This is a genomic window from Neisseria sp. HMSC067G12 (assembly GCF_001812725.1).
GTDB lineage: Bacteria > Pseudomonadota > Gammaproteobacteria > Burkholderiales > Neisseriaceae > Neisseria > Neisseria perflava.
Map to the genome: position 1 here is coordinate 1 of NZ_KV810192.1, position 17,778 is coordinate 17,778.

The following is a 17,778-nucleotide window of genomic DNA, read 5'->3' on the forward strand; positions in this document are numbered from 1 at the left end:
GTACCGTAGGTGCGGGTGTGGTTTCTTCTGTAATTGCTTAATTGAGGGATATTGATAAATGGCAAACCAAAAAATCCGTATCCGCCTGAAAGCTTATGATTACAGTCTGATTGACCGTTCTGCGCAAGAAATCGTTGAAACTGCCAAACGTACTGGCGCTGTTGTTAAAGGTCCGATTCCTTTGCCAACTAAAATCGAACGTTTCAACATCTTGCGTTCTCCTCACGTGAATAAAACTTCTCGTGAACAATTGGAAATCCGTACCCACTTGCGTCTGATGGACATCGTGGACTGGACTGACAAAACTACTGATGCACTGATGAAACTGGATCTTCCAGCGGGTGTGGATGTAGAAATTAAAGTTCAATAAGAACTGAAAAACCGAACAGCTTGGCTGTTCGGTTTTTTTATAGAATTCTTAGGCCGTCTGAAAATTGTCAGACATTTGGCAACGCTTCATCCGAAAAAAATGATGGTTTTAAGAAGTTAAATTGAAATTTTTGTTGATATTTCTTTGATTTGTCAATTATAATGGTGGACTTGGTACATCCGTATCAAGTTTAACTTTGTCTGAAAGGCAGGCCAATCGTAGCCCGCCCCTTTACTTAAAAGGAAAATAATCATGACTTTAGGTCTGGTTGGACGCAAAGTTGGTATGACTCGCGTGTTCGACGAACAGGGTGTTTCTGTTCCGGTAACTGTTTTGGATATGTCTGCCAACCGCGTTACACAAGTGAAATCCAAAGATACTGACGGCTACACTGCTGTACAAGTTACCTTTGGTCAGAAAAAAGCTAATCGTGTCAACAAAACTGAAGCCGGTCACTTTGCTAAAGCGAGTGTTGAAGCTGGTCGCGGTTTGGTTGAGTTTGCTTTGACTGAAGAAAAGCTGGCTGAATTAAAAGTCGGTGATGAAATTACCGTTTCTATGTTTGAAGTTGGTCAATTGGTAGATGTAACCGGTACCTCTAAAGGTAAAGGTTTCTCTGGTACGATCAAACGTCATAACTTCGGTGCTCAACGTACTTCCCACGGTAACTCCCGTTCTCACCGTGTTCCTGGTTCTATCGGTATGGCACAAGACCCTGGTCGCGTGTTCCCTGGTAAACGTATGGCAGGTCAATACGGTAACACTAAAGCAACTGTTCAAAAATTGGAAGTTGTGCGTGTTGATGCTGAACGCCAACTCTTGTTGGTTAAAGGTGCTGTTCCGGGTTCGGTTAACAGCGACGTCGTGGTTCGTCCTAGCGTGAAAGTAGGTGCGTAATGGAATTGAAAGTAATTGACGCTAAAGGACAAGTATCTGGCAGCTTGGCTGTTTCTGATGCTTTGTTTGCTCGTGAATACAATGAAGCTCTGGTTCACCAACTGGTTACTGCTTACTTGGCAAATGCCCGTTCTGGTAATCGTGCTCAAAAGACTCGTGCCGAAGTAAACCACTCTACTAAAAAACCATGGCGCCAAAAAGGTACCGATCGTGCTCGTTCCGGTATGACTTCTTCTCCGCTGTGGCGTAAAGGTGGTCGTGCATTCCCAAACAAACCTGACGAAAACTTCACTCAAAAAGTGAACCGTAAAATGTACCGTGCCGGTATGGCGACTATTTTGTCCCAATTGGCTCGTGATGAACGTTTGTTTGCAATCGAAGCATTGACTGCTGAAACTCCTAAAACCAAAGTTTTTGCTGAACAAGTGAAAAATTTGGGTTTGGAGCAAGTTCTGTTTGTAACTAAACAGCTCGACGAGAATGTTTACTTGGCTTCACGCAACTTGCCTAACGTATTGGTTTTGGAAGCTCAACAAGTTGATCCTTACAGCTTGCTGCGTTACAAAAAAGTCGTTATCACTAAAGATGCAGTTGCACAATTAGAGGAGCAATGGGTATGAATCAACAACGTTTGACTCAAGTAATCTTGGCACCTATCGTTTCTGAAAAAAGCAACGTATTGGCTGAAAAACGTAACCAAATGACGTTTAAAGTTTTGGCAAATGCAACAAAACCTGAAATTAAAGCGGCTGTTGAGCTGCTGTTCGGCGTTCAAGTTGCAGACGTTACTACTGTTACCATTAAAGGTAAAGTTAAACGTTTTGGTCGCACTTTAGGTCGTCGCAGCGATGTTAAAAAGGCTTATGTAAGCTTGGCTGCCGGTCAAGAGTTGGATTTGGAAGCCGCTGCTGCAGCTGCAGATAAGGAATAAACAAAATGGCAATCGTTAAAATGAAGCCGACCTCTGCAGGCCGTCGCGGCATGGTTCGCGTGGTAACAGAAGGTTTGCACAAAGGTGCACCTTATGCACCTCTGCTAGAAAAGAAAAATTCTACTGCCGGTCGTAACAACAATGGTCATATCACTACCCGTCATAAAGGTGGTGGCCATAAACATCATTACCGCGTTGTAGATTTTAAACGTAACAAAGACGGTATCCCTGCAAAAGTAGAGCGTATCGAATATGACCCTAACCGTACTGCATTTATCGCACTGTTGTGCTATGCAGATGGTGAGCGTCGCTACATCATTGCTCCTCGTGGTATTCAAGCCGGTGCAGTATTGGTTTCCGGTGCTGAGGCTGCTATCAAAGTAGGTAACACTTTGCCGATCCGCAATATTCCTGTTGGTACAACTATTCACTGTATCGAAATGAAACCAGGTAAAGGTGCGCAAATTGCGCGTTCTGCTGGTGCTTCTGCGGTATTGCTTGCAAAAGAAGGTGCTTACGCTCAAGTTCGTTTGCGTTCTGGTGAAGTACGCAAAATTAGCGTAAATTGCCGTGCAACTATCGGTGAAGTTGGTAACGAAGAACAAAGCCTCAAAAAAATCGGTAAAGCTGGTGCTAACCGCTGGCGTGGTATTCGTCCGACCGTTCGTGGTGTTGTAATGAACCCTGTTGATCACCCGCATGGTGGTGGTGAAGGCCGTACTGGTGAAGCTCGCGAACCGGTTAGCCCATGGGGTACTCCTGCTAAGGGCTACCGCACTCGTAATAACAAACGCACGGATAACATGATTGTTCGTCGTCGTTACTCAAATAAAGGTTAATTAGTATGGCTCGTTCATTAAAAAAAGGCCCATATGTAGACCTGCATTTGCTGAAAAAAGTAGATGCTGCTCGTGCAAGCAACGACAAACGCCCAATTAAAACTTGGTCACGTCGTTCTACCATTTTGCCTGATTTCATTGGTCTGACTATCGCTGTACACAACGGTCGCACTCACGTGCCTGTGTTTATCAGTGACAACATGGTTGGTCATAAATTAGGTGAGTTCTCATTGACCCGTACCTTTAAAGGCCACTTGGCCGATAAAAAGGCTAAAAAGAAATAAGGTGAATCATGAGAGTAAGTGCACAACATAAAAACGCCCGTATTTCAGCTCAAAAAGCTCGTTTGGTAGCTGATTTGATTCGTGGTAAAGACGTTGCCCAAGCTTTGAATATCTTGGCATTCAGCCCTAAAAAAGGTGCTGAGCTGATTAAAAAAGTATTGGAATCAGCAATCGCCAATGCCGAACACAACAATGGTGCAGACATTGACGAACTGAAAGTGGTAACTATCTTTGTTGACAAAGGTCCAAGCTTGAAACGTTTTCAAGCTCGTGCCAAAGGTCGCGGTAACCGCATCGAGAAACAAACTTGTCATATTAACGTGACAGTGGGCAACTAAGGAAAAGCTATGGGACAAAAGATTAACCCTACAGGCTTTCGCCTGGCGGTAACTAAAGACTGGTCTTCAAAATGGTTTGCTAAAAGCACCGACTTTTCTACTGTTTTGAAACAAGATATTGATGTTCGTAACTACTTGCGTAAAAAACTGGCTAATGCTTCAGTTGGTCGCGTAGTGATCGAGCGTCCTGCTAAATCTGCACGTATTACTATTCACTCTGCTCGTCCAGGTGTGGTTATTGGTAAAAAAGGTGAGGATATTGAAATCTTGAAGCGTGACTTGCAAACTCTGATGGGTGTGCCTGTTCATGTAAATATTGAAGAGATTCGTCGTCCTGAATTGGATGCACAAATCATTGCTGATGGTATTGCCCAGCAGCTTGAAAAACGTGTTCAATTCCGTCGCGCTATGAAACGTGCAATGCAAAATGCAATGCGTTCTGGTGCTAAAGGCATCAAGATCATGACTTCAGGTCGTCTGAATGGTGCTGATATCGCTCGTAGCGAATGGTACCGTGAAGGTCGTGTGCCTTTGCATACTTTGCGTGCGAACGTAGATTATGCAACTAGCGAAGCGCACACTACTTATGGTGTACTGGGTCTGAAAGTTTGGGTTTATACAGAAGGTAATATTAAATCTTCTAAACCTGAGCATGAGAAGAAACAAAGAAAGGCAGGTGGACGTAATGCTGCAGCCAACTAGACTGAAATATCGCAAGCAACAAAAAGGTCGTAATACCGGTATTGCTACTCGCGGTAACAAAGTAAGTTTCGGTGAGTTCGGTTTGAAAGCCGTAGGTCGTGGTCGTTTGACTGCCCGCCAAATCGAAGCTGCTCGTCGTACTATGACTCGTCATATTAAACGTGGCGGTCGTATTTGGATTCGTGTATTCCCTGATAAACCAATTACTGAAAAACCTATCCAAGTTCGTATGGGTGGCGGTAAAGGTAATGTGGAATATTACATTGCTGAAGTTAAACCAGGCAAAGTATTGTACGAAATGGACGGTGTTCCTGAGTCTTTGGCTCGTGAAGCATTTGAATTGGCCGCTGCCAAATTGCCTATTCCTACAACCTTTGTAGTAAGACAGGTGGGTCAATAATGAAAGCAAATGAATTGAAAGACAAATCTATTGAGCAATTAAACTCTGATTTGTTGGACTTGTTGAAAGCTCAGTTTGGCTTACGCATGCAAAATGCAACCGGTCAGTTGGGTAAATCTAGCGAGTTGAAACGTGTACGTCGCGATATTGCTCGTATTAAAACCATTTTAACTGAAAAAGGTGCTAAGTAATGAGCGAAGCTAAAAATGTTCGTACTTTGCAAGGCAAAGTGGTAAGCGACAAAATGGACAAAACTGTTACAGTATTGGTTGAACGTAAGGTTAAACACCCTCTGTACGGTAAAATTATTCGTTTATCAACTAAAATCCATGCCCATGATGAAAACAATCAATATGGCATTGGTGATGTAGTGGTAATCGAGGAATCTCGTCCTTTGTCAAAAACCAAGTCTTGGGTTGTAAAGGAATTGGTTGAGAAAGCCCGTACTGTTTGATTTAAAACACAGTAATGCAGCTTAATAAGAAACGAAGTCTTGCAGCAAAGTTAATTTGCGTGTAAACTTCGTTTCTTATCTTCCAGCTTCTTATGGAAGTTTCTCTCCCTTCGGGATCCAAGACTGGTTTACTAGAACCGTGATGGTTTCATTTAATAAGCAGCTTAAAGAAAGGTGCGAGTTATATGAAAGTGGTAAATTAAGTTGGTTAATTTAAAGGTACTAATATGATTCAAATGCAGACCATCTTAGATGTGGCTGATAACTCTGGTGCGCGTCGCGTAATGTGCATCAAAGTATTAGGCGGATCTAAGCGTCGCTACGCTTCTGTTGGCGACATTATTAAAGTTGCAGTTAAAGATGCAGCCCCGCGTGGTCGTGTCAAAAAAGGTGATGTATACAATGCGGTAGTTGTTCGTACTGCTAAAGGTGTGCGTCGTCCTGATGGTGCGTTAATTAAATTCGATAACAATGCTGCTGTGTTGTTGAATAATAAACTTGAACCTCTGGGTACCCGTATTTTTGGTCCGGTAACCCGTGAATTGCGTACTGAGCGATTTATGAAAATCGTTTCATTGGCGCCTGAAGTATTATAAGGAATAGCGCGATGAATAAAATCATTAAAGGCGATCAGGTTGTAGTGATTACCGGTAAAGATAAAGGTAAGCAAGGTCAAGTAGTTCGAGTATTGGGTGATAAAGTTGTTGTTGAGGGTGTTAATGTTGTAAAACGCCATCAAAAACCTAATCCAATGCGTGGTATTGAGGGTGGCATTATTGCTAAAGAAATGCCTTTAGATATTTCTAATATTGCAATCCTGAATCCGGAAACTAATAAAGCAGACCGTGTTGGTATTAAGCTGATTGAAAATGAAGGCAAAGTTAAACGCGTTCGTTTCTTCAAATCAAATGGCTCTATCATTGGAGCATAAGGAGATAACATGGCTCGTTTGAGAGAGTTTTATAAAGATACAGTTGTTCCTGAATTGGTTAAACAATTTGGTTACAAATCAGTAATGGAAGTTCCACGTATTGAAAAAATCACCTTAAATATGGGTGTAGGTGAAGCTGTTGCTGATAAAAAAGTAATGGAGCATGCTGTTTCTGATTTAGAGAAAATTGCTGGTCAAAAACCAGTTGTTACTGTTGCTCGTAAATCTATCGCAGGTTTTAAAATCCGTGATAACTATCCAGTTGGTTGCAAAGTAACATTGCGTCGTGATCAAATGTTTGAATTCTTAGATCGTTTGATTACTATTGCATTGCCTCGCGTACGTGACTTCCGCGGTGTAAGCGGTAAATCATTTGATGGTCGTGGCAATTACAATATGGGCGTTCGTGAGCAAATTATTTTCCCGGAAATTGAATACGATAAAATCGATGCTTTGCGTGGTTTGAATATTACTATTACAACTACTGCAAAAACTGATGAAGAAGCGAAAGCTTTGTTGTCACTGTTCAAGTTTCCGTTTAAAGGATAATCATGGCTAAGAAAGCACTTATTAATCGTGAGCTGAAACGTCAAGCATTGGCGAAAAAGTTTGCAGCTAAACGTGAGGCAATTTTCGCTGTTATTAATGATGCTAATGCGACTGAAGAAGAACGTTTTGAGGCACGTTTGAAATTTCAATCCATTCCTCGTAATGCAGCACCTGTACGTCAACGTCGTCGTTGTGCTTTAACAGGTCGTCCTCGTGGCACTTTCCGTAAATTTGGTTTGGGCCGTATTAAAATCCGTGAAATCGCTATGCGTGGCGAGATCCCTGGTGTTGTTAAAGCTAGCTGGTAATAGGAGTATAAATAATGAGTATGCATGATCCTATTTCCGATATGTTGACTCGTATTCGCAATGCGCAACGTGCTAATAAAGCAGCAGTTGCCATGCCTTCTTCTAAACTGAAATGTGCAATTGCAAAAGTTCTGAAAGAAGAAGGTTATATCGAGGATTTTGCGGTTTCTGCTGATGCAAAACCGGTATTGGAAATTCAATTGAAATACTATGCAGGTCGTCCTGTGATTGAGCAAATTAAACGTGTTTCACGTCCAGGTTTGCGTATTTACAAAGCATCAAGTGAGATCCCTAGCGTAATGAATGGCCTGGGTGTCGCTATTGTTAGTACTTCTAAAGGTGTAATGACTGATCGCAAAGCCCGTTCTGAGGGTGTTGGTGGTGAGTTGTTGTGCATCGTAGCCTAGTGGAGAAAAGTAAATGTCACGCGTCGCAAAAAACCCAGTGACTGTTCCTGCTGGTGTAGAAGTAAAATTCGGAACAGATGCATTGGTTATCAAAGGTAAAAACGGCGAATTGTCTTTTCCTTTGCATTCCGATGTTGCTATTGAACTGAACGATGGTAAATTGACTTTTGCTGCAAAAAATGACAGTAAACAGGCTAATGCTATGTCTGGTACTGCTCGTGCATTGGTTAATAACATGGTTAAGGGTGTTTCTGAAGGTTTTGAGAAAAAACTTCAATTGATTGGTGTGGGTTATCGTGCCCAAGCTCAGGGCAAAGTTTTGAACTTGTCTTTGGGTTTCTCTCATCCAATCGTATACGAAATGCCTGAAGGTGTTTCTGTTCAAACTCCTAGCCAAACAGAAATCGTTTTGACTGGTGCAGATAAACAAGTGGTTGGCCAAGTCGCTGCTGAAATTCGTGCATTCCGTTCTCCTGAGCCTTATAAAGGTAAAGGTGTTCGTTATGTGGGTGAAGTAGTAGTGATGAAAGAAGCCAAGAAAAAATAATTGAGGTTCACTAATGGATAAACATACAACCCGACTCCGTCGTGCACGCAAAACCCGTGCGCGTATTGCGGACTTGAAAATGGTAAGATTATGTGTGTTCCGCAGCAATAATCATATTTATGCTCAAGTAATTAGTGCTGAAGGTGATAAAGTATTGGCTCAAGCCTCTACATTGGAAGCTGAAGTACGTAGTAGCCTGAAATCAGGTAGTAACGTTGAAGCAGCAGCTGTAGTTGGTAAGCGTATTGCTGAAAAAGCTAAAGCAGTGGGTGTTGAAAAAGTTGCTTTTGACCGTTCAGGTTTCCAATATCACGGTCGTGTGAAAGCTTTGGCTGAAGCTGCACGTGAAAATGGTTTAAGCTTCTAATATTTGGAGACTTTCAGATGGCAAAACATGAAATTGAAGAACGCGGTGACGGCCTGATTGAAAAGATGGTCGCAGTTAATCGCGTGACTAAAGTAGTTAAAGGTGGCCGTATCATGGCTTTCTCTGCACTGACTGTTGTTGGTGATGGTGATGGTCGCATCGGTATGGGCAAAGGTAAATCAAAAGAAGTACCAGTTGCTGTTCAAAAAGCAATGGATCAAGCTCGACGCTCTATGATTAAAGTACCTTTGAAAAACGGTACTATTCATCATGAAGTTATTGGTCGTCATGGTGCTACTAAGGTATTTATGCAACCTGCTAAAGAAGGTAGCGGTGTGAAAGCTGGTGGTCCAATGCGTTTAGTATTTGATGCTATGGGTATTCATAACATTTCAGCTAAAGTACATGGTTCTACTAATCCTTACAATATTGTACGCGCTACATTAGACGGTTTGTCTAAATTGTATACCCCTGCTGATATTGCTGCTAAACGTGGCTTGACAGTAGAAGATATTTTGGGAGCTAACCATGACTGAGCAAAAAAAGATTAAAGTTACATTGGTTAAGAGCCTGATCGGTACAATTGAATCTCATCGTGCATGTGCTCGCGGTTTAGGTTTGCGCCGTCGTGAACATACTGTAGAGGTTTTGGATACCCCTGAAAACCGTGGCATGATCAATAAAATCAGCTACTTGTTGAAAGTGGAGTCTTAATATGTTTTTGAATACTATTCAACCTGCTGAGGGTGCTACTCACGCTAGTCGTCGTGTAGGCCGTGGTATTGGTAGCGGCTTGGGTAAGACAGGTGGTCGTGGTCATAAAGGTCAAAAAAGCCGTTCTGGTGGCTTCCACAAGGTAGGTTTTGAAGGCGGTCAAATGCCTTTGCAACGTCGTCTGCCGAAACGTGGTTTCAAATCTTTGACTGCGGCCGCTAATGCTGAAGTTCGTTTGAGTGAATTGAATCTGATTGCTGTGAACGAGATTGATGTCTTGGTTCTTAAACAAGCTGGTCTGATTCCTGCAACTGCTTCTAATGTAAAAGTTATTGCTTCTGGTGAAATCTCAAAAGCAGTTACCTTGAAAGGTGTAAAAGCTACTAAAGGTGCTAAAGCTGCTATTGAAGCTGCCGGTGGTAAAGTAGAAGAATAAGGCTTGCACTACAGTGGCTAATCAACAATCTTTATCAGGATTATCCAAATTTGGTGATCTGAAAAAACGTCTGGTGTTCCTTTTAGGTGCTTTAGTCGTTTTCCGTATTGGTGCTCATATACCGGTACCGGGCGTAGATGCTGTTGCATTAGCTAAGTTATACGAAGGCGCTGCAAACGGCATATTCGGAATGTTAAATATGTTCTCGGGTGGTTCGTTGGAGCGCTTTAGTATATTTGCAATTGGTATCATGCCTTATATTTCATCGTCGATTATTGTTCAGCTTGCTTCTGAAATTGTTCCTTCTTTAAAAGCTTTAAAGAAGGAAGGTGAGGCTGGTAGGAAAATAATTACGAAATATACTAGGTATGGGACGGTATTATTGGCTGTATTGCAAAGCTTTGGTGTTGCAACATTTGTTTATCAACAAGGTGTTGTTGTAACGAGTTCGCTTGAGTTTCATATTTCTACAGTGGTCTGTTTGGTTACAGGTACTATGTTTCTGATGTGGTTAGGGGAGCAAATTACCGAGCGTGGTATTGGTAATGGTATTTCTTTAATTATTACAGCAGGCATTGTATCGGGTATCCCATCCGGTATTGTTCGGTTATTAACTTTGACTGAACAAGGCTCTATGAGTATGTTGATGGCGGTATCAATTGTGATTGGTATTTTGCTGTTGATCTATGCTGTAGTTTATTTTGAGAGTGCTCAGCGTAAAGTTCCTGTGCATTATGCTAAAAGACAGTTTGGCTCTGGAATAATGCCGGGACAAAGCATTCATATGCCGTTCAAGCTAAATATGGCAGGTGTTATTCCTCCTATTTTTGCTTCCAGTATTATTTTATTTCCATCTACACTTTTAGGTTGGTTTGGTTCAAATAGTACGAATTCTGTTCTTCATAAGGTTGCTGCAATGCTGCAACACGGACAGCCTTTGTATATTGGATTGTTTGCAACAACTATTATCTTCTTCTGCTATTTCTATACTGCTTTAGTATTTAGCCCTAAAGAAATGGCTGAGAATTTGAAGAAAAGTGGTGCATTTGTACCTGGTATTCGCCCAGGTGAGCAAACTTCTAGATATTTGGAAAAAGTTGTACTGAGACTAACATTATTTGGTGCTTTGTATATCACTACAATCTGTCTGATACCTGAATTTTTAACGACAGCATTGAATGTACCTTTCTATTTAGGCGGAACATCTTTGCTTATCTTGGTTGTCGTTACAATGGATTTTAGGACGCAAATCAATTCCTACGTAATGAGCAGTCAGTATGAAGATTTGATGAGTCGTCCAGATATGAAATCTTTATCACGTAAGTAGGCTTATGGCTAAAGAAGATACCATACAGATGCAGGGTGAAATCCTTGAGACTTTGCCCAATGCAACGTTTAAAGTAAAACTGGAAAATGATCATGTAGTACTTGGTCATATCTCTGGAAAAATGCGAATGCACTATATCCGTATTTCTCCAGGTGATAAGGTAACAGTTGAATTAACTCCTTATGATTTAACCCGTGCTCGGATTGTTTTCCGAGCAAGATAAACGATAAAAGGAAATAAAATGCGTGTACAACCTTCTGTAAAGAAAATTTGTCGCAATTGCAAGATTATTCGTCGTAATCGTGTAGTTCGCGTAATTTGTACTGACCCACGTCACAAACAACGTCAAGGTTAAGAAGCTAGTTTTCTTAACTATTGATTTTGTGGTATAGTGACATACTTTGCCCTAAAAAGGAAAAAATATGGCTCGTATTGCAGGGGTAAATATCCCTAATAATGCCCATATCGTAATTGGCCTTCAGGCTATTTATGGTATTGGTGCGACTCGTGCTAAATTGATTTGTGAGGCAGCAAATATTGCTCCTACTACTAAAGCAAAAGATTTGGACGAGGCTCAATTAGACGCTTTGCGTGAGCAAGTTGCTAAATATGAAGTTGAAGGCGATTTGCGTCGTGAAGTAACGATGAGCATTAAACGACTGATGGATATGGGTTGCTATCGCGGCTTCCGTCATCGTCGTGGCTTGCCTTGTCGTGGTCAACGCACTCGCACAAATGCTCGTACCCGTAAAGGTCCGCGCAAAGCGATTGCCGGTAAGAAATAAATTTTAAGGAATTTGATTAATGGCTAAAGCAAACACAGCTTCGCGTGTACGTAAAAAAGTACGTAAAACCGTAAGCGAAGGTATTGTGCACGTTCATGCATCTTTCAACAATACCATCATTACAATCACTGACCGTCAAGGCAATGCATTGTCTTGGGCTACCTCTGGCGGCGCTGGTTTTAAAGGTTCTCGTAAAAGTACACCATTTGCAGCACAAGTTGCAGCAGAAGCAGCTGGTAAAGTTGCCCAAGAGTATGGCGTTAAAAATTTAGAAGTCCGCATTAAAGGCCCTGGCCCTGGTCGCGAATCTTCTGTACGTGCTTTAAACGCTCTTGGTTTCAAGATTACCAGCATTACTGACGTTACCCCGTTGCCTCATAACGGTTGCCGTCCGCCTAAAAAACGTCGTATTTAATATTGGAGTGATTTAAAACATGGCACGTTATATTGGCCCTAAATGTAAATTAGCACGTCGCGAAGGTACGGATCTGTTTTTGAAGAGTGCACGTCGCTCTTTGGATTCAAAATGTAAAATGGATTCTGCACCTGGTCAGCACGGTGCGAAAAAACCACGTTTGTCAGACTACGGTTTGCAATTGCGTGAAAAACAAAAAATCCGTCGTATTTATGGTGTGTTAGAACGCCAATTCCGTCGTTACTTTGCGGAAGCTGATCGTCGTAAAGGTTCTACCGGTGAATTGCTGTTGCAATTGCTGGAGTCCCGTTTGGATAATGTCGTTTATCGTATGGGTTTTGGCTCTACCCGCGCTGAAGCACGTCAATTGGTTTCTCATAAAGCTATCGTTGTAAACGGTCAGGTTGTTAATATCCCTTCTTTCCAAGTTAAAGCAGGCGATGTTTTAGCTGTTCGTGAAAAAGCTAAGAAACAAGTACGTATCCAAGAGGCATTGAGCTTGGCTACTCAAATTGGCTTGCCAAGCTGGGTATCTGTTGATGCCGACAAATTGGAAGGTGTATTCAAAAATATGCCGGATCGCTCAGAATTGTCTGGCGATATTAATGAACAGCTGGTGGTAGAGTTCTACTCTAAATAATGCTAGCTCAATGAGGGACAGTTAAATGCAAAATAGCACAACCGAATTTTTGAAACCTCGTCAAATCGATGTAGATACCTTGTCTTCTACTCGAGCTAAGGTGTCTATGCAGCCATTTGAGCGTGGTTTTGGTCATACTTTAGGTAATGCTTTGCGTCGTATCTTACTGTCATCCATGAATGGCTTTGCCCCAACTGAAGTAGTTATTTCTGGCGTATTGCACGAATACTCTACTATTGATGGTGTTCAGGAGGATGTTGTTGACGTTCTCTTGAACATTAAAGGTATCGTATTCAAGCTTCACGGTCGTAACCAAGTTCAGTTGACTTTGAAGAAAACAGGTGCCGGTGCAGTTGTAGCCGGTGATATTGATTTGCCACACGATGTGGAAATCATCAATCCTGAACATGTTATTTGCCACTTGGCTGACAATGGCCAAATCGACATGGAAATTAAAGTAGAGCAAGGTCGTGGTTATCAGTCTGTTTCAGGCCGTCGCGTATTGCGTGATGAGAACAAACAGATTGGTGCGATTCAGTTGGATGCGAGCTTTTCGCCCATCAGTCGTGTTAGCTTTGAAGTTGAACCTGCACGCGTAGAGCAACGCACGGATTTGGATAAATTGGTTTTGGATATTGAAACCAATGGTTCTATTGATCCAGAAGAAGCTGTACGTAGTGCCGCACGTATCTTAATTGACCAAATGTCTATTTTTGCAGATCTGCAAGGTACTCCGGTTGAAGAGGTTGAAGAAAAAGCACCTCCTATCGATCCTATCTTGCTGCGTCCTGTAGATGATTTGGAATTAACCGTACGTTCAGCTAATTGTCTGAAAGCTGAAGATATTTACTATATTGGCGATTTGATTCAACGTACTGAAACCGAGCTTCTCAAGACCCCTAATTTGGGTCGTAAATCTTTGAATGAGATCAAAGAAGTGTTGGCCTCTAAAGGTCTGACATTAGGTTCCAAATTAGAAGCTTGGCCGCCTGTAGGCTTAGAAAAGCCGTAAGTTTGAAGATTAAAGGATAATGACATGCGTCATCGTAATGGCAACCGCAAATTAAACCGTACTAGCAGCCACCGTGCTGCGATGCTGCGCAATATGGCGAATTCCTTGTTGACTCACGAAACCATCGTGACAACTTTGCCTAAAGCAAAAGAATTGCGCCGCGTAGTTGAGCCCTTGATTACCTTGGGTAAAAAACCTTCTTTGGCAAACCGTCGTTTGGCTTTTGACCGCACTCGCGATCGTGATGTTGTAGTTAAATTGTTTGACGAATTGGGTCCACGCTTTGCTGCTCGTAACGGCGGCTATATTCGTGTACTGAAATACGGTTTCCGTAAAGGCGACAATGCTCCTTTGGCATTGGTTGAATTGGTTGATAAAGCAGCTGATTCTGCTGAATAAGCAAATTAATATGAAAGCACTACCTGTTTAGGTGGTGCTTTTTTATTTGGATAGACCCTTTCTCATTTCGCAGTGCTACAATACTTCAACGGGAAACCCTTATTCTATAAGGGTTTCCCGTTTTATTTTGTCTAAAAAAGCAGCCTTAAAATAATAATAGTTGGTCGGAATTTACCCTTTTTTCTTGGATTTTCAGCTCTCCCAACAGCAGTTTCATGGTGGTATATTGCTTTTCTGTTACTTCCAAACAGCGGATTGAGCCTTCTTGCGGTAGGTTTGCACATAGCCTATTGTGGTGTTTTTGCAACGAATCTCGACCTTTGACAATACGGCTGTATACGGAAAGTTGGAGCATTTGGTATCCATCTTTTAAAGGAACTGGCGGAATTGATTGGCGGCTTTGCGCTTGGCCGCCGTGGTAACAGGTAGGTCGAAGAAGACGATAATCCTCATAAATTTAGCCTCACTCATATTGGTATTCTTTCAATGGCAAGATTTCGGGCAGTTTCAGCTGTTTAGCGTTTTTGTTAGTTACGCTGGCTTGAAATGAAGAAATCATTTTGTCGATGGCAGCCAAGGTGCTGAAATGTTGCCGTTCGATGCAGATTTGATAGTGAAGGATCTTGATAAGGTTTTGTTTGAGGTTGGGTGTCAGTTCAGTTTTCAGACGGCCTTGTTTATGCAAATGTATAACGACCAGGTCGGCCAATGGGCGTAAGGGTTCGAGAAAGTCATCGGCGAGGTTGAATGGATTTAGTTCGCTCCTATGAAACAAGCCTAATGCAGGCAACCAACCATATAAGGTCAGGGCGCGTGCTACTGCTGCACGGAGTACGGCGTAGGTGTAGTTCAATGCGGCATTGACGTACGGGTAAACTTTTCCCCAAAGAGGGCTTGGAAGTAGAGGGCGGCAGCTTGGGCTTCACGGTTTCCTGTATCGCCTGAACGGACTTCGACTGCCAAAGTGCGCAGCCGTTTGGTTGCAAGATCATTGCCTGTTTCGTCTGCGACAAATGCTTGATTTAGGATTTTTTGGCGGACGATATGTTGCCAGAGTTGCTTTTTTAAGGGTTCGCTTATATTCAGTTGCAGCTTGAGGATTTTAAGTTGGCGGTGATATTGGGCATAAGGCAGCCATTGTCCGTAGGGTAGGAATTGCTCATCACATGTCAGCAGGGTTGCACTATGATCGGCTAAGGCTGATAAGAGCGGGGCGGTAATTAGGGTTTCGCGGTTTTCGATGATGATAACGGCGATGTCTTCTAATGGTACGGTATGGGACTCGCCGTTTTGTTGAATCAGCAGTTGCCGGCGTTGTAAGGATAATTTACCGCCGTTTTGAATGAGCAGGCTGCGCCAAGTCATGTTTTTCCCCTTATTTTTTATAAAAAATCCCTGCTTCAGGCCGTCTGAAACAGGGATAGATTAATTTAACGGACAGGTGGGCGTTTTTTCAGACGGCATGGTCTGATTTCTTTGCCGAGTTCGTCGATTTGGTATTTTGGGAATGAAAGGGCGGTTTTGACACCGATTCGATATATGCCGTCTTCGTCGAATTTTTGCAGCAGAATCCGTTGTTTTTTACTGCGAGGAAAACGGCTGGTTTCAACACGCGCTTTAAATTCCTGCCATTCGCGGCTGTTGTCTTTGCCGTTGAAGTATTCGTAAGGGGTTTGATTACCTTTGTTTTGGTTTTCGCTGCCCAATACCAGCACTTTATTGTTGAAACTGTCGTCCCATGTGCGCGAGAACGGCAGGGCATGGTCGATTTCGACATAGCCTTTTTCGTTCAGACGGCCTAAGTTGATTTCTTTGCCCGAATACAGGCATTTGCCGTGTTGTTGCTCGTATAGGCGCAGTTTCAGAATATCTTTGGATTTGGGTTCGCCGACAAAATTGGGGAAATACTCTCGGAATTTAGCGGCGGCTTTTTCCCGGTCTTTACGGTTTTCTTCTTGGCGTTTTTCGATTTCTTTGCGGTCTTTAAACGATTTACCTACCTCTCTTGCCGTTTCAATATGGATACGTGCAGGGGAGCCATAACGGCGTACAACGGAGTTAATGACTTTTCTGGCTTGAGATAAGGCGCGTAAGACGACTGGGTTACGGATTTCATCGGCGGGAATCGGTGGCAGATAAATCTCTTCTTCCGTATTTTTCTTGCCGTAATGGTCTCCGTAGATTTCGGTGCAGGCTTCATCGTAACGTTTGCCTTGTTCCATTAGAAGCACAATTCGGCGCAATGCTTTCAAGGAAATTTGGACGAACTTGTCGAAGTTGATGTGTTTCAACAGCGCTTCTAAGATTTCGGGCTGAACACGGTCTTTCAGACGGCCTGTAATGTCTTCATCGGTTTTGAACAGGGAGAATGCCGTGCCGATTTCGTCTTGTAATTCGGGAGAAAGGTTTAATGGGGATTTTTTGTCTTTCAATTCTTCTTTTTCCAGCGCACGGCTGATGGTATGGTAGGCCTTCATTTCCATCAATGTCGAGGCTTCGGCATTGTCTTTACCATAGCGTAAGCCTTTGAAAAAGGCGGTATCTTCTAAACCCAGCAGCTTACGGGCTTGTGCGTAAGTCAGTTTGGATTTTCTGTATGGCTCGTCCATAAGCGTGGCGCGTTCGGTATCGGTCAATGGCCGCTCGCTGCCTTGCTCTAAAATACGCAGGTTGTTCAGCTTGGTCAGCCAGATGAAACGTTCGGCTGTGTAGGTGTTTTTAGCGGCTTTCGGCTCTGCCGGCTCAAAGGTGCAATGTCCCAACATTTTTTGAACAGCATCGCCGGACAGCGCAGGGCGTTGCGCCATCAGCAGGGTTTCAATACCTTCTTTAAGGCCGTCTGAAATATGCGAATTGCCAAATTCTTTTTGTTTTTCAAACAGTAAATTCAGCTCTGCCTGCAAATCTTTGCGGCTGAACGTATGCGAGTAATCGCCGCGCTGGTTGCGGATATGGCCGCTTTCTTTCTCAAATTTATTTAAAGCCAATTCGGCCGGTGTGCGGAAATCGCCTATCTGTAAGGTATGGGCATTGTCGGCTACGCCTTTAAGCAAAGCGCCAAGCTCCTTATCGGCAGTTTCGCCCTCGTTTTTTCTTTGCGACAAATAGCCGCGATGTTTGATTAAATGCAATAAGACTGCCGACCACTCCAAAGGCGTCAGTTTGCGGTCTAATGCGGCTGCGCGAAGTTGCCATGGTGTATTCGGTAAGGATTTAATCAAGCCGTTTTCATCAAAATCGGCAGCTTGTAATACGCCTTCGCGTTTCAATAGGCGGCGGGCCCGAAGCAGACGGTGGGCGCGACGGCGGGTCAGGCGGCGAACACTGCGTGCCAAGCGTCTTGCCGCTGCGAGAGAGTCACCTGTTTTCGGAACTTCTGCACGCTCAAATACGCGCACGCCCAAATCAATCAGGCGGATGGGGTTTTCTTCTTCGTCAATTTCTACCATCGCCCAGCCGACGGATGCGATGCCGATATCGAGACCGAGGATGTAGTTGATTGGATTGGGTTTGAATGCAGCCATCAGTTTCTCCGTAATATGATGTTTGGTAAGTATAAATATATCCTAGGTAAGTATTACCATGCAAATGAAATGCTTGACTGGGTGCCGATTTGGAATTAGAATCTGTCCATATTGTTGCACTGCGAAATGAGAAACGTTGCTACAATAAGGACGTCTGAAAAGATGTGCCGCAACGCTCTGCCCCTTAAGGCTTCTGCTTTAA

At 43.0% G+C, this 17,778-nt stretch carries 29 protein-coding genes and 3 pseudogenes; 29 read left to right on the forward strand and 3 right to left on the reverse strand.

Features of this window, described 5'->3' with window-relative positions:
- Positions 1 to 58 precede the first annotated feature (58 nt).
- The 29 genes from rpsJ to rplQ all read left to right on the forward strand — a co-directional run bounded on the left by rpsJ (position 59) and on the right by rplQ (position 14,052).
- Entirely contained in the window at positions 59 to 370 is a 312-nt protein-coding gene (gene rpsJ, locus HMPREF2871_RS03275; protein WP_002642322.1) for a 30S ribosomal protein S10, read from the forward strand.
- Positions 371 to 622: 252 nt separating this feature from the next.
- A complete protein-coding gene (rplC, locus tag HMPREF2871_RS03280) occupies positions 623 to 1,267 on the forward strand; it encodes a 50S ribosomal protein L3 (RefSeq protein WP_004520188.1) in 645 nt (214 codons plus the stop codon).
- The gene (gene rplD / locus HMPREF2871_RS03285) at positions 1,267 to 1,887 is read left to right on the forward strand and encodes a 50S ribosomal protein L4 (protein ID WP_070590582.1); all 621 of its coding nucleotides are present in this window, start codon (positions 1,267 to 1,269) and stop codon (positions 1,885 to 1,887) included. Before rplC ends, rplD begins: the two co-directional genes overlap by 1 nt.
- Positions 1,884 to 2,198, forward strand: coding sequence for a 50S ribosomal protein L23 (gene rplW, locus HMPREF2871_RS03290; RefSeq protein ID WP_002243944.1), 315 nt, complete (start codon positions 1,884 to 1,886; stop codon positions 2,196 to 2,198). Before rplD ends, rplW begins: the two co-directional genes overlap by 4 nt.
- Before the next feature lie 5 nt (positions 2,199 to 2,203).
- Positions 2,204 to 3,037, forward strand: coding sequence for a 50S ribosomal protein L2 (rplB, locus tag HMPREF2871_RS03295; protein WP_003684813.1), 834 nt, complete (start codon positions 2,204 to 2,206; stop codon positions 3,035 to 3,037).
- Positions 3,038 to 3,042: 5 nt separating this feature from the next.
- Entirely contained in the window at positions 3,043 to 3,321 is a 279-nt protein-coding gene (gene rpsS / locus HMPREF2871_RS03300) for a 30S ribosomal protein S19 (protein WP_002215422.1), read from the forward strand.
- Between the two features lie 8 nt (positions 3,322 to 3,329).
- Positions 3,330 to 3,659: a 50S ribosomal protein L22 gene (rplV, locus tag HMPREF2871_RS03305; protein WP_003749277.1), complete on the forward strand. Its 330-nt coding sequence runs from the start codon at positions 3,330 to 3,332 to the stop codon at positions 3,657 to 3,659.
- 9 nt (positions 3,660 to 3,668) lie between these two features.
- Positions 3,669 to 4,361, forward strand: a complete 693-nt coding sequence (gene rpsC / locus HMPREF2871_RS03310; RefSeq protein ID WP_004520189.1) for a 30S ribosomal protein S3 — start codon at positions 3,669 to 3,671, stop codon at positions 4,359 to 4,361.
- Entirely contained in the window at positions 4,345 to 4,761 is a 417-nt protein-coding gene (gene rplP / locus HMPREF2871_RS03315; RefSeq protein WP_003684741.1) for a 50S ribosomal protein L16, read from the forward strand. The genes rpsC and rplP overlap by 17 nt, the downstream gene beginning before the upstream one ends.
- The gene (gene rpmC, locus HMPREF2871_RS03320; RefSeq protein ID WP_003684705.1) at positions 4,761 to 4,952 is read left to right on the forward strand and encodes a 50S ribosomal protein L29; all 192 of its coding nucleotides are present in this window, start codon (positions 4,761 to 4,763) and stop codon (positions 4,950 to 4,952) included. Before rplP ends, rpmC begins: the two co-directional genes overlap by 1 nt.
- Complete coding sequence (rpsQ, locus tag HMPREF2871_RS03325; protein ID WP_003684766.1) at positions 4,952 to 5,215, forward strand: 30S ribosomal protein S17; 264 nt, start codon at positions 4,952 to 4,954, stop codon at positions 5,213 to 5,215. The genes rpmC and rpsQ overlap by 1 nt, the downstream gene beginning before the upstream one ends.
- Positions 5,216 to 5,442: 227 nt before the next feature.
- Entirely contained in the window at positions 5,443 to 5,811 is a 369-nt protein-coding gene (gene rplN, locus HMPREF2871_RS03330) for a 50S ribosomal protein L14 (protein ID WP_002215434.1), read from the forward strand.
- 11 nt (positions 5,812 to 5,822) lie between these two features.
- The gene (gene rplX / locus HMPREF2871_RS03335; RefSeq protein ID WP_004520190.1) at positions 5,823 to 6,146 is read left to right on the forward strand and encodes a 50S ribosomal protein L24; all 324 of its coding nucleotides are present in this window, start codon (positions 5,823 to 5,825) and stop codon (positions 6,144 to 6,146) included.
- Between the two features lie 9 nt (positions 6,147 to 6,155).
- On the forward strand, positions 6,156 to 6,695 hold the full coding sequence (gene rplE, locus HMPREF2871_RS03340) for a 50S ribosomal protein L5 (RefSeq protein ID WP_003684750.1): 540 nt from the start codon (positions 6,156 to 6,158) through the stop codon (positions 6,693 to 6,695).
- Between the two features lie 2 nt (positions 6,696 to 6,697).
- A complete protein-coding gene (gene rpsN, locus HMPREF2871_RS03345; RefSeq protein WP_003684736.1) occupies positions 6,698 to 7,003 on the forward strand; it encodes a 30S ribosomal protein S14 in 306 nt (101 codons plus the stop codon).
- 14 nt (positions 7,004 to 7,017) lie between these two features.
- Positions 7,018 to 7,410: a 30S ribosomal protein S8 gene (gene rpsH / locus HMPREF2871_RS03350; RefSeq protein ID WP_003684738.1), complete on the forward strand. Its 393-nt coding sequence runs from the start codon at positions 7,018 to 7,020 to the stop codon at positions 7,408 to 7,410.
- A gap of 13 nt (positions 7,411 to 7,423) precedes the next feature.
- On the forward strand, positions 7,424 to 7,957 hold the full coding sequence (rplF, locus tag HMPREF2871_RS03355) for a 50S ribosomal protein L6 (protein ID WP_004464590.1): 534 nt from the start codon (positions 7,424 to 7,426) through the stop codon (positions 7,955 to 7,957).
- A gap of 13 nt (positions 7,958 to 7,970) precedes the next feature.
- Complete coding sequence (gene rplR / locus HMPREF2871_RS03360; RefSeq protein WP_003749287.1) at positions 7,971 to 8,324, forward strand: 50S ribosomal protein L18; 354 nt, start codon at positions 7,971 to 7,973, stop codon at positions 8,322 to 8,324.
- Between the two features lie 17 nt (positions 8,325 to 8,341).
- Positions 8,342 to 8,860, forward strand: coding sequence for a 30S ribosomal protein S5 (gene rpsE / locus HMPREF2871_RS03365; RefSeq protein WP_003684704.1), 519 nt, complete (start codon positions 8,342 to 8,344; stop codon positions 8,858 to 8,860).
- Positions 8,853 to 9,038, forward strand: coding sequence for a 50S ribosomal protein L30 (rpmD, locus tag HMPREF2871_RS03370; protein ID WP_003684808.1), 186 nt, complete (start codon positions 8,853 to 8,855; stop codon positions 9,036 to 9,038). The genes rpsE and rpmD overlap by 8 nt, the downstream gene beginning before the upstream one ends.
- 1 nt (position 9,039) lies before the next feature.
- Positions 9,040 to 9,474: a 50S ribosomal protein L15 gene (rplO, locus tag HMPREF2871_RS03375; protein WP_004520192.1), complete on the forward strand. Its 435-nt coding sequence runs from the start codon at positions 9,040 to 9,042 to the stop codon at positions 9,472 to 9,474.
- 13 nt (positions 9,475 to 9,487) lie between these two features.
- Positions 9,488 to 10,801: a preprotein translocase subunit SecY gene (gene secY / locus HMPREF2871_RS03380; RefSeq protein WP_004520193.1), complete on the forward strand. Its 1,314-nt coding sequence runs from the start codon at positions 9,488 to 9,490 to the stop codon at positions 10,799 to 10,801.
- Between the two features lie 4 nt (positions 10,802 to 10,805).
- Entirely contained in the window at positions 10,806 to 11,024 is a 219-nt protein-coding gene (infA, locus tag HMPREF2871_RS03385; RefSeq protein ID WP_003684714.1) for a translation initiation factor IF-1, read from the forward strand.
- 18 nt (positions 11,025 to 11,042) lie between these two features.
- Positions 11,043 to 11,156, forward strand: coding sequence for a 50S ribosomal protein L36 (gene rpmJ / locus HMPREF2871_RS11330; protein ID WP_003697674.1), 114 nt, complete (start codon positions 11,043 to 11,045; stop codon positions 11,154 to 11,156).
- A 67-nt stretch (positions 11,157 to 11,223) separates the two neighbouring features.
- Complete coding sequence (rpsM, locus tag HMPREF2871_RS03390; RefSeq protein WP_003749295.1) at positions 11,224 to 11,586, forward strand: 30S ribosomal protein S13; 363 nt, start codon at positions 11,224 to 11,226, stop codon at positions 11,584 to 11,586.
- 19 nt (positions 11,587 to 11,605) lie between these two features.
- The gene (rpsK, locus tag HMPREF2871_RS03395; protein ID WP_002216249.1) at positions 11,606 to 12,001 is read left to right on the forward strand and encodes a 30S ribosomal protein S11; all 396 of its coding nucleotides are present in this window, start codon (positions 11,606 to 11,608) and stop codon (positions 11,999 to 12,001) included.
- Positions 12,002 to 12,020: 19 nt separating this feature from the next.
- The gene (gene rpsD, locus HMPREF2871_RS03400) at positions 12,021 to 12,641 is read left to right on the forward strand and encodes a 30S ribosomal protein S4 (protein WP_070629616.1); all 621 of its coding nucleotides are present in this window, start codon (positions 12,021 to 12,023) and stop codon (positions 12,639 to 12,641) included.
- A gap of 25 nt (positions 12,642 to 12,666) precedes the next feature.
- On the forward strand, positions 12,667 to 13,653 hold the full coding sequence (gene rpoA, locus HMPREF2871_RS03405; protein ID WP_003684706.1) for a DNA-directed RNA polymerase subunit alpha: 987 nt from the start codon (positions 12,667 to 12,669) through the stop codon (positions 13,651 to 13,653).
- 24 nt (positions 13,654 to 13,677) lie between these two features.
- Positions 13,678 to 14,052, forward strand: coding sequence for a 50S ribosomal protein L17 (gene rplQ, locus HMPREF2871_RS03410; protein ID WP_039862272.1), 375 nt, complete (start codon positions 13,678 to 13,680; stop codon positions 14,050 to 14,052).
- Positions 14,053 to 14,197: 145 nt separating this feature from the next.
- Here rplQ and cas2 read toward each other — a convergent pair.
- The 3 pseudogenes from cas2 to cas9 all read right to left on the reverse strand — a co-directional run.
- Positions 14,198 to 14,523, reverse strand: a pseudogene (gene cas2, locus HMPREF2871_RS03415) (CRISPR-associated endonuclease Cas2).
- Positions 14,516 to 15,417: pseudogene (gene cas1, locus HMPREF2871_RS03420) on the reverse strand (type II CRISPR-associated endonuclease Cas1). The pseudogenes cas2 and cas1 overlap by 8 nt, the downstream one beginning before the upstream one ends.
- A gap of 176 nt (positions 15,418 to 15,593) precedes the next feature.
- A pseudogene (cas9, locus tag HMPREF2871_RS03425) lies at positions 15,594 to 17,576 on the reverse strand (type II CRISPR RNA-guided endonuclease Cas9); the annotation flags it as partial.
- Between the last annotated feature and the right edge of the window lie 202 nt (positions 17,577 to 17,778).